Raw genomic sequence first — 14,741 nt, forward strand, 5'->3', positions numbered from 1 at the left:
AGTTATTCCGCTGCCGCCTTTTTAGGTGGCAGCGTATATATCCCAGCTTACCTTGTAAGGTGGAGTTTGACTGGTCTTTTTTAACAACGCTATTCTCACCTAACCAGATATTAAAATTCATTATTCGAAGCCTAAAACTTTTCTTTTTCTCCGCTGCCAGCATCACTATAACGAACTATTATAAGCGCCAAAGTGGCATTAAAACCCCTAATTCAATGATAAGTTTCGTGACAATTCGTTGATATAGATCCTTTACTTTATCCAGATCAAGGTTGTGTTCGCTTTCTACGCGCAAACTGGACCTAACGAATAAACTCCTATCAGAGAGGAGATATGTCCATGGCCACACCTGATCGACTTCCTGCAACTGTCATCGAGTCAGAAACGGTCCCAGTGGCGAGCAGTTTACCTGTCCAGCAAAGCCAGCCAGAGGCCTCGCTCTATCAACAGTTCTGGCGCGCCTACACAGAATTTATCAGTTCCCCTACTCAAATCACTGCCGATCGCCTTGACCGCACCGTCCATGCGTTGGTGGCAAAAGCCACTTACGCCCTCTCCCCAACCGCCGTCACTTTAGCTGCCACCGACTGGGTCATGCACATGTCATTGGCGCCAGGTAAACGCGGACTGCTTAGCGCCGAAGCGATCAGCAATGGACTCAGGTTCTTGCAATTCGCTCTAGTCAATGGTTTTAAAGAAAAAGGTGGAATTAGCGCAACTCAAAGCGCCAATGATCGCCGTTTTGCACATAAAGGCTGGCGCAATTGGCCGTTTAACGTTTTTAAGCAAGGCTTCCTACTGTCAGAAGCCTGGTGGCAATCGGCAACACAGAACGTTCGAGGCGTCGCGGCACACCATGAAAATTTGGTGACCTTTGGCGCACGTCAGATCCTCGATACCTATTCTCCCTCGAATTTTGCCCTGACCAACCCCGAAGTGTTACGCAAAACCATTGATTCTGTCGGAATAAATTTACTGCGTGGCGCCTGGAACTGGACGGACGACATGTGGCGCACTATCCGGCAAAAAGATCCGGCTGGATTGGACGCTTTTCGGGTGGGAGAAACCCTGGCGGTAACCCCGGGTAAGGTCGTATTTCGCAATCGTTTGATCGAGCTTATCCAGTATGCGCCGAATACCGAACAGGTCAGGCCCGAACCAATACTCATTATTCCAGCCTGGATAATGAAGTACTATATTCTCGATCTGTCTCCCCATAATTCCTTCATTAATTATCTGGTCAGCCAAGGATTTACGGTTTTTTGCATTTCCTGGCACAACCCAGAGCGGGAAGATCGTGAAATGGGGATGGAAGACTATCGTGAATTAGGTATCGAAGCCGCCTTGGATGCGGTTTCAACCATCACTGGTCAATTTCAGATTCATGGTATTGGGTATTGCCTTGGCGGCTCACTGTTGTCCGTCGCCGCGGCCGCACAAGCGAGAGACAACCGCAATCGCTTTAAGAGCCTGACCTTTCTGACGACACAAGTCGACTTTACTGAAGCCGGTGAACTGATGCTGTTCATCGATCAGGCTCAAGTAACCTTGTTGGAAGATATGATGTGGCACAAAGGCAGTCTGGATATGAAACAGATGCTGGGAGCCTTTCAACTGCTGCGATCCAATGATTTAATTTGGTCACGAGTGATCCACGAATATCTCATGGGGGAAAGGCCTCCAATCAATGATCTGATGGCCTGGAACACAGATGGAACACGTATGCCGTTCCGTATGCACAGTGAATATCTCAATCACTTCTTCCTACGCAATGAATTGGCCCAAGGTCATTTTGAAGTGGCTGGCGCCCCTGTCTCCATTACCGATATTCGTGCGCCGATTTTTTGTGTGGGAACAGAAACCGACCACATCGCTCCTTGGCGATCTGTCTACAAAATTCATTTGTTAAGCGATACCTCAGTTACCTTTATCCTCACTAGCGGCGGACACAACGCAGGTATCGTTTCCGAACCTGGACATCCCCACCGACATTTCAGGATGTCCAGTCGCAGCGATACCGACAGTTACTTGGATCCGGATCGCTGGTTCGATCAAACACAGATCTCCGAAGGCTCCTGGTGGCCAGCACTCTGCGATTGGTTACATAAAAAATCCGGCGCCTTTGCTGCGCCTCCAGAGATGGCTGCACCCGAAAAGCAACTTCCGATTCTGGAGGATGCACCAGGAACTTACGTGTTCGAGCGCTAGCGCTCGTTGGAGTGTGTCATGAAAAATGTGATAGAGAACCGTACCTGGAAGGAAATTGACATCGGCGATGTCGCCAGCGTCGAGCACTTGTTGACCATGCGGGATATACAACTGTTTGCCGTCATGTCCGGTGATGTCAATCCGGCACATCTGGATGCCGAATATGCTGCCAGCGACATGTTTCATGGAATCATTGGACATGGCATGTGGGGCGGCGCGCTGTTATCTACCGTCATGGGCACTCTACTGCCTGGCCCCGGTACGATATATCTCAGTCAAAGCCTTAAATTCGTGCGCCCCGTTAAAGTTGGCGACAGTGTTACTGCCACGGTCAGCGTGGTAGAGAAGCTCGACAATAATCGATTGCGGCTAACTTGTGAATGTACCAACCAAGAAGGACGACAGGTTATCACCGGAGAGGCCGTGGTTATTGCTCCCGAAGAGAAAATCAGTCGGCCACGGATCGCTTTACCTGACATTGAATTTAAAGACAACGAAGGCCGTTTATACAATGAACTGATGACACGTGCGCGCAGTCATCATCCCCTTTTAACGGCGATTGTACACCCTGTCGATGCAGCTTCACTGGAAGGCGCTTTGTCAGCAGCGAACGCGGAAATTATTGAGCCGGTCTTAATTGGTCCTGAATATAAAATACGCGCGATCGCTGAAGAGCTTGACCTAGATATTAGCCCTTACCGATTGATCGCCACGGAGCACAGCCACGAAGCTGCCGCCGTTGCCGTCAGAATGGCTGCCGCCGGTGAGGTCGGGGGCATCATGAAGGGGAAACTACATACCGATGAATTAATGGCAGAGGTCGTATCCAAGAATGGTGGACTGCGCACCGAGCGACGGATGAGCCATGTGTTTGCCCTAGATGTGCCCTCCTACCATAAACCCCTTTTTCTCACCGATGCTGCGATCAATATTCACCCTAATCTCGCCACGAAAAAAGACATTGTGCAGAATGCGATCGATTTGGTGCTCTCTCTGGGACACACAACCCCTAAGGTAGCTATTGTCTCTGCCGTGGAAACTGTCAATGAAGCCATTCCTTCCACTCTAGATGCAACCGCTCTTTGCAAAATGTCCGAACGAGGCCAGATAATCGGTGGTATCCTCGATGGCCCTCTGGGATTTGACAACGCCATTTCCACCGCAGCAGCGAAGGCCAAAGGCATCATTTCTCCGGTTGCCGGAGACGCCGACATTATCGTGGCACCAGATTTAGAGTCCGGCAATATGCTGTACAAACAAATCGGTTATTTGTTTGGTATCGATGGTGCTGGAATTGTTCTCGGTGCTAGAGTGCCTATCATTCTCACCAGTAGAGCCGCCGGTCCTGGTCCAACGCGCCTCGCCAGCTGTGCCCTGGGCCTACTCTACGCTCGATCTCACCTAGAAAAGCGGAGTCAACTATGAGCCAAGCCGTTGCTTCCCATACTGTCGTAACCTTCAATGTTGGTTCCTCCAATCTCAAGTATTCGGCCTGGGCCCTGCCCAATTTTACTTGTCAATTACAGGGTAAAATTGAGTTCAGCCGAACTCGTCCTATGCTAAAAGCGTTGGAAGAGTGCATCGAACTCATTCAAAACCAGAGCTCAACTGCCACCATTGATGTTATCGGTCATCGCGTGGTCCACGGTGGTGATCATTTTATTGAACCAACGCTAATAACAGATGAGATTATCAAAGAACTCCATCAACTTGATCCTTTAGCACCTCTGCATCTACCGGCAGAATTGAGTGCTATTGAGCACATGATGACACTTTTGCCCGGCATACCACACATTGCCTGTTTTGATACCGCCTTTCACGCCAGCTACAAAGAAGTTGCACGACGCTTTGGAATACCAAGTAAACTGCATGCTGAAGGCGTGAAACGTTACGGCTTTCACGGCCTATCCTACCAGTACTTAGCCAGTATGCTGTCTCATATTATTCCGCTACGTAGTAGAGAAAAAGTGATCGCCGTACATCTCGGCAATGGAGCCAGTGCCTGCGCGATGCTCAACGGTAAGAGTGTGGACTCTACGATGGGATTTACCGCACTAGATGGTCTTATGATGGGTACTCGCTGCGGCAGTTTAGATCCCGGAGTCGTACTACATCTCTGCCATGATAAAAACATGGCAACAGAAGACGTCCAGAATCTGCTCTACAAACAGAGCGGCCTCCTGGGTGTTTCGGGCATTAGTAACGATATGAGGGAGCTGCTCGTCAGTAGCAGCGATTCTGCCCGACAGGCTATCGAACTTTTTTGCTACCAAGCCGCTAAACAAATAAGCGCCCTCTTGCCGTCACTGGGCGGCTTGGACGCCATTATTTTTACCGCAGGAATTGGTGAACATTGCCCCGAGATTCGTCAAAATATCTGCGAACATTTGTCTTGGCTGGGTATTATTCTTGATGACAATAGCAACCAAAGTAATGCCGGCGAAATATCGACATTCCATAGCCAGGTCGGAATCTACGTTGCTCCAACCAATGAAGAAAAAATGATTGCCAAGCTGGCGAGCGATATACTTCCACCTCACGATGACGCGGTTAAACCAAAAAGCAATCATCGCGCAGGCAGACATCCACCCCTCTATTAAGGGCCGGCTATAAACTTAGCTAACGTTATGCAACCACGTTTTCGCAACACTGAACAGCCGACGACGCAGTATTATGGACGCAATGTCGACGGTATCCAGTGTAGCCCTAACAAACTGCCGGATATCAAAACTGAAAAAAACTAGCTATCGCTCGCTTCATCAAAGTGAGTACCAAAAGCGAAAAACTGAGAACTACAGAACCATTCATTGTTTACTTTTTGCCAAACAAATTGAATTTTATAAACTAAGGTTTCACCCGGCTCGACGGGCTCTATCGCACCGATAATATATTCAGACAAAGCATTCTCGGCAAGGCGTTGGATATGTTTACGATCAACCCGCCACTGATAAACACCGACGATATCTTTATAAAGCTGATAAATCCCGCTCTCTCCTTTCCAGGTCGAATCGTCACTACCGACAACCCAAGCATCCTGGGTATAGAATTGTTTGGCAATCTTTTCAGCATCACCTTCGTTATAGGCCTGTACCATCAATTCGTGTTTGTCATTAATGGCCGTTAATACATCCTCTGGTACATCATTAAGAACCAGTTGTTGGGTGTCAGTCACGCGAGATATCTCCTGGAGGTTTATGAGAATTACAAAGTAAAAGTCAATCCGACCGCACAAACTATCGTACGTTAGTTTTAATGCGGTAACTCAAAACACTGGTGTAGCCGACAGCACCACCTAAATCAAGTGATAAGAAAACGAGCAAGCAGATTTTAGCTATAGAGAATCAGAGGGCTGTAAACCTGCTGATTTAAAAATCGCGTCTACCACGGTTAGCGCTTCTTCCGTCAACTCTTCAAGCTGAGCCGGTTTCCCGTTCCAGTGATTCCATGAGTTCGCTCCATCCAGAATGGACATCACCAATGGCACTTTGGCTTTGGTGTTACCGTCGTACAGCTCACTGGCAGCAGTTTCATAAAGCTTTAAACATAAACGCAACCAGTATTGGACTTCTTGTCGAATATCAGGGTTAAGAAATTGACCAATTTTGTCGCTTGCCACCAATAAATCCCAAAGATCGTTTTCCGGGAGTTGTAATTGCCGAGTAAAATGAACGCGAACCATTGCATGAAGGAAGTCCCGAGCATTATCTGTTGGCCCGACCGCTTCGAGAACCGCAATACCAAAATTGTAGTAATGCCAGCGCAAACATGCCGATACAATCTCATCTCGCCCTCCAGCAAAATGAGAATAAATACTAGGTGCTTTCATGTTGAGCACTTTACCTAATTCCCGCATAGTAACCGCAGCATAGCCTTGGGTTGTTGCCAGTTTTAAGAACGCATTGAGAATATTCTTACGTCCATTGGTTAAATCCGACCAATCAAATTTTTCGAGGTGTTTTTCCAATTCCTGGCGCGCTAGCAGAATTCGTTTAGGCAGCGGCATGTCATTCTCCTAATCTTCCCGACCCCATTGTAGGTCTTTTTACGCCTTCACGATATATCCCAAACTCACAGCAGTAACTCTAAAGGCAGCTTTGCAACAACTAAACTCTTCCTTTGCTCTATGTTTATCATTATTCGCTACTTTGAAAATATTTTTCCAAAAGCCTTGTTCACGTATTTAACTAGGAAGAAACTAGAGTTAGCCTTAATGGTAATGACAAATAAGCCCGAGATCGATGAGTGGCATCAAACTCCGGCTCATCTGCAAGCTCAATCTTTTCGATGCGCTCGACGAAAACACTTAACGCCGCTTCTGCTTCTGCTCGACTTATAGCCTGACCGGCACAGGTGTGAGGTCCCGCCCCAAAACTCAAACTCTGTCCCGTCTGCGGTGGGCGGTCTGCTATCAACTCATCGGGATTAGGAAACACATCTGGGTCTCGATTGGCCGCATTCAATAAAAAACGTATACGAGACTTAGCAGGAATTGTTACTCCATGAATATCGATATCTTCGGTAGGAAAACGCACGACGGAGAGCTCCGGTGGATATAACCGGATCAGTTCATTGAGAATAGCTCGACGGCTCTCAGGCTGCTGATGATATAACTCAAAACACTCCGGAAACCTGGCAAAATGCTCTAGCGCTGAACCGATCAAATAAGAGGGATTATGGGGCCCTGATCCCCAGAACAAAGAAATACTTTGAATCATTTGCTCTTCAGACATCTCACCTTGATTTCTCAACTCCATCAAAGCATCCACCATACCATCGCCAGGATGCTTTTCTTTATACTTAATGAGCTTGAGAACTTGAGAGCGTAGATACTGAAACGCCTCTGCAGTGCGTTCGTCATCTTCTTTCGACGCACAAACACTAAGAGAGCGCATGGCCGTTAACATAGCAGAGAGCGCAGGAAAAGGTCCTTCCGTAGGCTCTGAAACTGGCACCTGCAATGCTTTACACATTGCTGCATGGGTCGGAACGACCGCGAGAGTATGATGCCCGTCGATGACATCACCAGGCTGATAAGAATCGAGAGCAGAGTGAGTCGCAGCAATGGCAGCCTCTACCCATTCCTTATTTTTAGCGGGAGTAAACCAACGATTAAAGACTCTCCGCGCTTGCGTATGATCAGGTGGATCCATGCCGAGCACTGTGTCGCCAAGTGCTGACCACGCCGTCGGCGGAACCCAGTCTGGCTCCACAATACTCATCGAAGGTAAACGCAAATATTTGGCGATATCGTCAAAACGAGACAGGATGTAAGTGCCATCATCCATCAAATAGAGAGGCTTATCTTGTTGTAGTTTCCGCAACCAAGGGTAGGGATTGCGAATAAATTCATCATTTGCCCAGGGCAAATAATCTTCGTTACCTTGAGCACCTCGCATACCTCTACATCCCTCTCACCGGTTTTACTTCTCGTTCACTAAAGAAAATGCAGTATCCACACGTTGAAAGCTTTTCAGGTCCCGAAAATTCCCAGTTAAAAGGCACTCGACCAAAAGCTCGCTAACGTTCGTTAGGGTACTATGGTTCGAACCATAACGAAGCGTAGAGAATTAATCAAGCACAACTCCTGCCCAACCCTTTACGCGAATTCCTTACGCTGGCTTACGCCCAAATATCATCGCTAGACATTGGAGACCGCGACATCAAGAAAAGACAAGTAATTTATTAGTCTTCGCTACCCCGAGCCTCTATCAAAAGAACGGGTTAAATTCCATTCAAACGGTGTCACTAGTCGCTTATTATCGATAAAATGCCCGGCTTACAGTGTGCCGCCTCAGTAACTTTCAAAAATGCCACTAGATAGCAACACCTCTCTTCTCGTACTCGGAGCATCTCGCGGTGGCACGACGTTAATCACAGCTGCTCTGGGTAGCCACCCAGATATTGCTATGCTAGATGAAGAGTTTACCGGGGCTGTCTTCCACGTCACAGGAGGTAAAATTCGGGGCAATAAACTCTGTGTGCCTAATCAATTGGAATGGTCAAAGCGCTACTACCCTTGGTACTGCTTGGTCAATTTCAGCGGTTTTCTACGTAAAAAAATGTTTTACAACCGTATTCCCCGCAGCGAACTAAGCTTGTTGGATTATCTTGAGCGAGGCCCTGTGCAGCCGGTGTGTATCGTCAGAAATCCTGATTCCGTTATTAGCTCGATCATTAAACGCGAGAGGCGCAGAGCCAAGTTTGCCGCGTATCGCTGGCAGCGTTGTATTGAGCTAATCACCCAGTTAGGCAAAGAACATCAGCATCACAAAAATCTATTGCCACCTGCCGTACTTTCATTTGAAGGTCTTCTAGAACGCCCGCAAGCAACCTTGGAGAATCTATGTCAATTTATCGAGCTACCCTTTGCTACCGCCATGCTAGATGCTCCCGCGAGAAACGTTCGTTATACGGGCAACGGATTCGATAAAAACAAGATCACCAGTGAGAGCGATCAAAATTTTCATCACCTACTGTCTGATCAATCGATAAAACGCTATGAAGCCTTACTAGCGAAGGATTTAAGTAAAGTTCGCCCCTAGATCTTCCATCAAATATTGGGCAGCTAAAGACTCAAATGGTGATGGGCAACTTGACGGTCTCCTTAATTTCTTCCATCACCACGAAACTGGTTGAATCCTGAACTCCGGGAATGTTCAACAGACGATCGCCCAAAAAGTGACGGTAGGCATTCATATCCGCAACACGCGCTTTGATCAAATAATCAAAATTGCCCGCGACGAGAAAACACTCCTGTACCTCGTTTAATTCCAGCGCCCGGTGTTTAAATTCTTCGAACACATCCTGCGCGGTTCGATTGAGGCGTATCTGAACCAACACGATCAGTCCCAACTGCAATTTGGCAGGATTAAGAATGGCTTGATAGGCGCTGATATACCCTTCTCTCTCCAGTCGCTTCACCCGCTCTTTACAGGGCGTGGTGCTCAATCCGACCCGTCGAGCCAATTCTGCATAAGAAAGACGGCCATCCTCTTGCAGAAATTTCAGAATGCGCCGATCGATACGGCTCAATTTCTCAAAATCACTATTGACATCCAGCAAATTCTACTCATCTCCGTAACAGTGGAATTCAGATTACAACCGCACTTGAACAGTCGATTCAACCACATATTAAATATTTTAATAAATATAAAACTATTTTTTTTACTTTAAAATGGTCGAATCAACAAATTCAACAAGGTTTTCAGTTATGCTGATCGGAGTCCCCAAGGAAATTAAAGCCCAAGAATATCGCATCGGAATGACCCCGGCCGGGGTCCAAGAGTGCGTCAATCATGGCCATTCAGTCATGATCGAAAAAGATGCCGCCCTGCGCATCGGCTTTACCAATGAAAACTACCTGGAAGCAGGTGCGCAGATTATCGACAGCGCTGAAGAGATCTTTGCTCGCGCCGATATGATCGTGAAAGTAAAAGAGCCTCAGCCCCAGGAATGTCGCCAGCTCCGTCACGGACAGCTGTTGTTTACCTATTTGCATCTGGCTCCAGACCCAGAGCAAACCCATCTGCTGTTGGATTCCGGCGCTGCCTGTATCGCCTATGAAACCGTAACGTCACCACGTGGTGGACTGCCTTTGTTAGCACCAATGAGTGAAGTCGCAGGCCGTTTGGCCGTAGAAGCTGGCGCCTACCATTTGCACGTAAGCCAAGGTGGCAACGGCACCCTTTTGGGCGGGGTTCCCGGCGTTGAACCCGCTCGCGTGCTGATTATTGGCGGCGGTGTCGTCGGCTTAAATGCGGCCAAGATGGCGACCGGTCTCGGCGCCTCAGTAACCTTGGCGGATAAATCCATTGATCGTTTACGCGAATTGGACAATCTTTTCGGTGCTCGCATTCAAACGGTTTACGCCACCGACCAATCCATCGCTCGCCTTGCTGTTGAAGCTGACTTGGTCATTGGCGCCGTCTTGGTGCCAGGTGCATCGGCGCCGCGTTTGATTTCTCGCGACCTGGTCTGCAAGATGAAAAATGGTGCCGTCATGGTGGATGTGGCCATTGACCAGGGAGGCTGTTTTGAAACCAGCAAGGCAACCACACACAAAGAGCCGACCTATGTTGTCGACGGCGTGGTGCACTATTGCGTAGCCAACATGCCAGGAGCTGTTGCCAGAACCTCAACCCTGGCACTGACCAACGCAACACTGTCTCACGTTCTGAACATTGCAGATCGAGGATTTGCGGGTGCTGTTGCAGCAGATGCCCATTTGGCGAACGGCGTTAATGTCTACGAAGGCAAGCTGACCAACCAGGCCGTCGCAGAGTCTTTGGGGCAGACCTTTCACCCCCTTGCAAGCCTATTGAGCTAACGTTTTGCAGGCCGACGTATTAACCGTCGGCCTGTATCTCTTCCATCCGTCAAGGCGCAGTCTTACGTGTCAATTTTGCAGCGCCTTTTACCAGATCGAGCAACTCCAATTGCCAACCGGAATGTTCGGCAGCCCAGCGACGGGCAATTTCCGCCTCTGACGGACGCTTGCTGTCGTCGAGCAAAACGACAGCCGTATCACTGAACTTCTGCGCAAAGAACGGCATCGCTGGATAGCGAGCGAGATCACCACTGACCTTTGGCGGGCCATCGACGATCAAGAAATCAATGGCGGGCACCTCGGGAATAACCTCCAAATCATACCAATGCTGCTGTGGCTGGTCTGGTAAAGGCTTCAAGGGAGCCACGGTAATCGTCACCCAGTCCGACAAACCCGCGTCGTCGATCATGGCCTGTGTCTTTGCCGCGTAGATCGCATCGTTTTCAATGCTGTGCACATGCCCCTGGCCGTTCATTTGTAAGCAGCGAGCAACCACCAAGGTCGATGCACCGGAACTGCATTCAACCACAGTCTGAGGCTTGCGTTTCAAGGTTTCACGGGCAATGACCAACAGCAAGTCTGAATAGGCAGCCCAGCCTGACAACGCCGGCAACCCCGTTCTGATATCCAGCAAACGCACAAGATCTACATAGGCCTGTAAACGACAGTAGATTGCCTCTGACTGCCGATTCGATTTGCGCAGGGATTTCTGCATATCGACCAACAACCAGACGACCCCGAGTAAACTTAACAGTATGAGAAAATCCACAAAGGACATCAGGTTCATCATGAAAGGCTTTTCCTGTCGATTGCTCGTAAATTCGCGCACTGCTGGTTAGCAGGAATTGTTGTTCTTATTATCCCAACAGCAGTCGCTCAAGGTTCACGCTGATGGCGCGTTAAATATCTCGGTTTCAGTTCAGAGGCCGCATTCTACCCTGTGATTCCTGACAATTGCAGGCTTGAAGGTGATAAATCAGTGAAAACCTTAGGCCACAGAGAACTTTTGCCTTTGCTGTTCAGATTTGACATGATGCTTACGACCTGATGGCAACGAAGACACGTGACCACACGATCATCCGTCTTGTGTCGCCACCTTGTCGCCAATTGCGCTTACTGCACAATTGGCCTCCTCTTACCCATGTACCGACGCAATCCCCGTCTCATCTTGTGTTGTTAACTCGCTGAGAAAATTCCATGATCATTCATCAACGCCTGCAGACCAATAACCGAGGCGAAGACTACTTTGTTGGCGATATACACGGAGAAGTGGACCGTTTGATCGACGCCCTGGCATCGGTCAATTTCAACCCATCAAAGGACCGCTTAATCAGCACAGGCGATCTGGTCGATCGAGGTCCGGACAGTCAAAAAGCGCTCAATTTACTCAGGGAGCCCTGGTTTTTTGCCGTGCGGGGCAATCACGAACAGCTCATCCTCAACCGTCATCGTGGCAGCCAGGAAGAGCGCGATGTCACCTGCTCCCTCCACGAACTTCACGGCGGCCTCTGGTACAGTCAATTAAACGATGCGAGCCAACAACAGGTGCGCGCGCAGATCGACACTCTGCCGCTATCCATCAGCCTGACGACCGACCGGGGAAACGTGGGTGTCATCCACGCAGGTTGGCACTTGCATTGGTCCGACCTGTACACCCCCGAACATCTCCCCGAAGACGATGTAAAAATGGGCATGTGGATGCGCCATGGCAATGCCGCCATGCAGGCCTCAGTCTCCGGTATCGACCTATTGGTGGCAGGCCACCAGAACGACCGCTCGCCGCGACGTACTGGAAACCAATTCTGGATAGATACCCTACTCAAAGGTGGCTATTTGACCCTGGTCAGCAGCCAGACGCTCTGGGATTGGTATGACCGCAAGGACGGTCTGTTTGAATGATCTGACACAAGATGGCCATTAGCGTATTTTGCACGAGGAATGCAGATTTTACCGGGCGAAATGCCTATAATTGCGGCCACACCAGCAGATCAGTTTGTTTTTCTCGAATTTTGTCCATACTGAACAATAACGTAAGTGCCAATTCGCGCGCTCGGTTGGTTTTGTGCGCCTAATATCGGTCGAGCAGAACCCACAGCGACAGTTGGCATGCAATGTGTAGTTCGCTGACAGAGTTTAGCGGCAGGATCCGCGCCGAAGGCTTGACCTACGAATGTAAGTCAAAAGATGTGAGCAAGACCTCTCTGCTACCGAATTATTTTTCATATCCAGAAGTCAGGGTGTAGGTAAGATGGCCAGAAGTCGTAAAAAACGCAACGTCGCTGAGCAGGTCGCAGAAATCGCCATGCTCTCTCCTCAAATCATGTTCATGCGGTCTTTTTTGATCGCGACGGGCGGACTACCGCCATCCGCGAAAGTCCAAAAAGAAGTCCTCAGTATGACCAGCGAAAAAGTGATTTTTCCCTCGCAGGCGGTACTGACCTTTTGGCTGGAAACGGCCAAATCACCGTATCTGCTCAGTTTTGCAATGGCCAGCGATCTCTACAATATTTGCTTAAACCCCAAAGGCCGCAAAAAACAAAAACTGATGGGACATACCATTTCCACAACCCATACGATTTTGCAAAAAAGCCTGCATCCAATCCATCATCGGGTGACCAGCAACGCCGACCGCCTCAATCGACGTCGCGCAGCCTAGTAGGCTGTTGATTTTCTCAATATGCAGTGTCTCTACGGTAGTAAAAACAGGCTTAATAGTTAGCCTGTTTTTTTGCCGTTCTAGGCCCGACTTAAAAACGAAAATCAATGACGGGTTAGACGTATTACTCCGCCTCTGTCTCGCGGCTGAGTTGAGCGGCATGAATACCGGCTATGCGCCCGAGGGTTACCGCCGTTGACAGTCCCATGGCAGGCAGGTATCCCCAGTGCGCAGGGCCAGAGACCGATCTCGCCGCCCCGCCACCCGCGAAGACATTGGGTAGCGGCGAGCCATCCTCTCTGACAACCCGCGCCTCACTGTTGATCTGCAATCCCCCTTGGGTGTGATAGATGGCCCCGACGACTTTCAACGCTCGCAAATTGCCATGGGGAGGCAAATCCTCATTCCAGACACGACCAAACGTATCGGGTTCACCACGCTCGCGGGCAGACTCCGCCGCCGCCAAAGTGGCTTTCAGAGAGGCGATGGGTACTTGAATTTTCTCGGCTAACGCCTCACAACTTTCCGCAACGCGTGGCGCCTTGAGTTCATTTAATTGCTGGGTTTCAGGCACGTAGGCGACCTTGTCTTCGATCCGCTGATCGTAGATTACCCACACAAAATCCGCCTGCTGCTGCATGACGGGTTGTACGACACCTGCGATGTCCTCAGTTTCATCCACAAAGCGTTCGCCCTCACAATTGATGAGAATACCTCCATTGATCAGGACATTGGGCGGCACCGAAACACCTTGGGGTTCTGTGAGCATACCGTAGCCCTGGTAGGCACCCATATCACCCAGCGCCGCGCCCAGCTCGAGCCCCACCTGGACAGCAATTCCCTGACTGCCCTCATGGCCATTGTTGCGCCCCTCTGCCATTTCAGGAATGTACTGCGCCAGCAACTCGTGGTTAGCCGCATAGCCACCAGAGGCCAAAATCAATGTATCGCACCCAACCAATTCCACTTCGCCATCGGGTCGCACCAGAGATACGCCAATAACGCGTCCTTCCGCGTTGCTGTGAACCTTGTCGAGCCTAGCCCCGAGCAACGCATCAACGCCGGCTTCTGCCAGCCGCTGATGCAGCAGATCCAACATATCCTGACCGCTATGCCCATGCCAGCCGTGTACCCGATAGGTGGAATTGCCGTAACCGGGCCGAAACCCCGTATCCAGAGCCCAGGGCATCTTTAAACTGTCGACCATCCAATCGACGGTTGCACCAGAGTGATCGGCAATAATACGAGCGGCGACCGGATCCGCCTGATCACGAGTCTTTTCCATGATGTCTCGATACAACTGATCTGGCCCATCCGCAATCCCGTTGTCCACTTGCGAACGGGTGCCTGCGGCACAAATCAGCCCCTGAGACATGCCGGTGGAGCCCATCGGACGACTGTCCTGCTCGACCAAAAGGACTTCCGCCCCTTCCTGTGCAGCCGCCAGAGCGGCAATACATCCACAGGCACCGCCGCCAATAACCAGCACGGGAATCGTGAATTCAAAGGTCTCTGTGCTCATAATTACTTTGCTCCTGGGGCTTTCATGGC

The 14,741-nt window shown here is 49.7% G+C and carries 13 protein-coding genes; 7 read left to right on the forward strand and 6 right to left on the reverse strand.

What is annotated here, in order from left to right; translation table 11 throughout:
* Positions 1-339: 339 nt before the first annotated feature.
* From ACXAFR_RS20485 to ACXAFR_RS20495, 3 genes are read left to right on the forward strand one after another with little or no spacing between them, the layout of a single operon-like run.
* Entirely contained in the window at positions 340-2,208 is a 1,869-nt protein-coding gene (locus ACXAFR_RS20485; protein ID WP_475180343.1) for a PHA/PHB synthase family protein, read from the forward strand.
* An 18-nt stretch (positions 2,209-2,226) separates the two neighbouring features.
* Complete coding sequence (locus ACXAFR_RS20490; protein WP_475180349.1) at positions 2,227-3,633, forward strand: bifunctional enoyl-CoA hydratase/phosphate acetyltransferase; 1,407 nt, start codon at positions 2,227-2,229, stop codon at positions 3,631-3,633.
* Positions 3,630-4,808 carry an acetate/propionate family kinase gene (locus ACXAFR_RS20495; protein WP_475180351.1) on the forward strand — a complete coding sequence of 393 codons (1,179 nt, stop codon included), beginning with the start codon at positions 3,630-3,632 and terminating at the stop codon, positions 4,806-4,808. Before ACXAFR_RS20490 ends, ACXAFR_RS20495 begins: the two co-directional genes overlap by 4 nt.
* A gap of 140 nt (positions 4,809-4,948) precedes the next feature.
* Here the strand turns inward: ACXAFR_RS20495 and ACXAFR_RS20500 are convergent, their stop codons facing one another.
* From ACXAFR_RS20500 to ACXAFR_RS20510, 3 genes are all read right to left on the reverse strand, one after another.
* Complete coding sequence (locus ACXAFR_RS20500; protein WP_475180354.1) at positions 4,949-5,380, reverse strand: nuclear transport factor 2 family protein; 432 nt, start codon at positions 5,378-5,380, stop codon at positions 4,949-4,951.
* Between the two features lie 159 nt (positions 5,381-5,539).
* A complete protein-coding gene (locus ACXAFR_RS20505) occupies positions 5,540-6,211 on the reverse strand; it encodes a TetR/AcrR family transcriptional regulator (RefSeq protein WP_475180355.1) in 672 nt (223 codons plus the stop codon).
* Between the two features lie 181 nt (positions 6,212-6,392).
* Positions 6,393-7,604: a cytochrome P450 gene (locus ACXAFR_RS20510; protein WP_475180359.1), complete on the reverse strand. Its 1,212-nt coding sequence runs from the start codon at positions 7,602-7,604 to the stop codon at positions 6,393-6,395.
* Positions 7,605-8,015: 411 nt separating this feature from the next.
* On the opposite strand from ACXAFR_RS20510, the gene ACXAFR_RS20515 reads away from it, so the two are divergent.
* The gene (locus ACXAFR_RS20515; protein WP_475180362.1) at positions 8,016-8,750 is read left to right on the forward strand and encodes a hypothetical protein; all 735 of its coding nucleotides are present in this window, start codon (positions 8,016-8,018) and stop codon (positions 8,748-8,750) included.
* 31 nt (positions 8,751-8,781) lie between these two features.
* Here ACXAFR_RS20515 and ACXAFR_RS20520 read toward each other — a convergent pair whose 3' ends face one another.
* Positions 8,782-9,270 carry an Lrp/AsnC ligand binding domain-containing protein gene (locus ACXAFR_RS20520; RefSeq protein ID WP_475180365.1) on the reverse strand — a complete coding sequence of 163 codons (489 nt, stop codon included), beginning with the start codon at positions 9,268-9,270 and terminating at the stop codon, positions 8,782-8,784.
* Between the two features lie 148 nt (positions 9,271-9,418).
* Between ACXAFR_RS20520 and ald the strand changes: the two genes are divergently transcribed.
* Complete coding sequence (ald, locus tag ACXAFR_RS20525) at positions 9,419-10,534, forward strand: alanine dehydrogenase (protein WP_475180367.1); 1,116 nt, start codon at positions 9,419-9,421, stop codon at positions 10,532-10,534.
* A 49-nt stretch (positions 10,535-10,583) separates the two neighbouring features.
* Here ald and ACXAFR_RS20530 read toward each other — a convergent pair whose 3' ends face one another.
* Complete coding sequence (locus tag ACXAFR_RS20530) at positions 10,584-11,324, reverse strand: class I SAM-dependent methyltransferase (protein WP_475180370.1); 741 nt, start codon at positions 11,322-11,324, stop codon at positions 10,584-10,586.
* A 407-nt stretch (positions 11,325-11,731) separates the two neighbouring features.
* Between ACXAFR_RS20530 and ACXAFR_RS20535 the strand changes: the two genes are divergently transcribed.
* Together ACXAFR_RS20535 and ACXAFR_RS20540 are read left to right on the forward strand one after the other, a co-directional pair.
* The gene (locus ACXAFR_RS20535; protein ID WP_475180372.1) at positions 11,732-12,433 is read left to right on the forward strand and encodes a metallophosphoesterase; all 702 of its coding nucleotides are present in this window, start codon (positions 11,732-11,734) and stop codon (positions 12,431-12,433) included.
* A gap of 349 nt (positions 12,434-12,782) precedes the next feature.
* The gene (locus ACXAFR_RS20540) at positions 12,783-13,190 is read left to right on the forward strand and encodes a hypothetical protein (protein WP_475180374.1); all 408 of its coding nucleotides are present in this window, start codon (positions 12,783-12,785) and stop codon (positions 13,188-13,190) included.
* A 124-nt stretch (positions 13,191-13,314) separates the two neighbouring features.
* Here the strand turns inward: ACXAFR_RS20540 and ACXAFR_RS20545 are convergent, their stop codons facing one another.
* Positions 13,315-14,712, reverse strand: a complete 1,398-nt coding sequence (locus ACXAFR_RS20545) for an FAD-dependent oxidoreductase (RefSeq protein WP_475180375.1) — start codon at positions 14,710-14,712, stop codon at positions 13,315-13,317.
* Between the last annotated feature and the right edge of the window lie 29 nt (positions 14,713-14,741).

It is taken from the genome of Pseudomaricurvus sp. ABR4_320 (assembly GCF_056159445.1).

Bases quoted from the DNA above. Each gene is read 5' to 3' on its own strand.
- ACXAFR_RS20485 (WP_475180343.1), top strand. From the start codon at position 340: ATGGCCACACCTGATCGACTTCCTGCAACTGTCATCGAGTCAGAAACG.
- ACXAFR_RS20490 (WP_475180349.1), top strand. From the start codon at position 2,227: ATGAAAAATGTGATAGAGAACCGTACCTGGAAGGAAATTGACATCGGC.
- ACXAFR_RS20495 (WP_475180351.1), top strand. From the start codon at position 3,630: ATGAGCCAAGCCGTTGCTTCCCATACTGTCGTAACCTTCAATGTTGGT.
- ACXAFR_RS20505 (WP_475180355.1), bottom strand. From the start codon at position 6,211: ATGCCGCTGCCTAAACGAATTCTGCTAGCGCGCCAGGAATTGGAAAAA.
- ACXAFR_RS20510 (WP_475180359.1), bottom strand. From the start codon at position 7,604: ATGCGAGGTGCTCAAGGTAACGAAGATTATTTGCCCTGGGCAAATGAT.
- ACXAFR_RS20515 (WP_475180362.1), top strand. From the start codon at position 8,016: ATGCCACTAGATAGCAACACCTCTCTTCTCGTACTCGGAGCATCTCGC.
- ald (WP_475180367.1), top strand. From the start codon at position 9,419: ATGCTGATCGGAGTCCCCAAGGAAATTAAAGCCCAAGAATATCGCATC.
- ACXAFR_RS20530 (WP_475180370.1), bottom strand. From the start codon at position 11,324: ATGATGAACCTGATGTCCTTTGTGGATTTTCTCATACTGTTAAGTTTA.
- ACXAFR_RS20535 (WP_475180372.1), top strand. From the start codon at position 11,732: ATGATCATTCATCAACGCCTGCAGACCAATAACCGAGGCGAAGACTAC.
- ACXAFR_RS20540 (WP_475180374.1), top strand. From the start codon at position 12,783: ATGGCCAGAAGTCGTAAAAAACGCAACGTCGCTGAGCAGGTCGCAGAA.
- ACXAFR_RS20545 (WP_475180375.1), bottom strand. From the start codon at position 14,712: ATGAGCACAGAGACCTTTGAATTCACGATTCCCGTGCTGGTTATTGGC.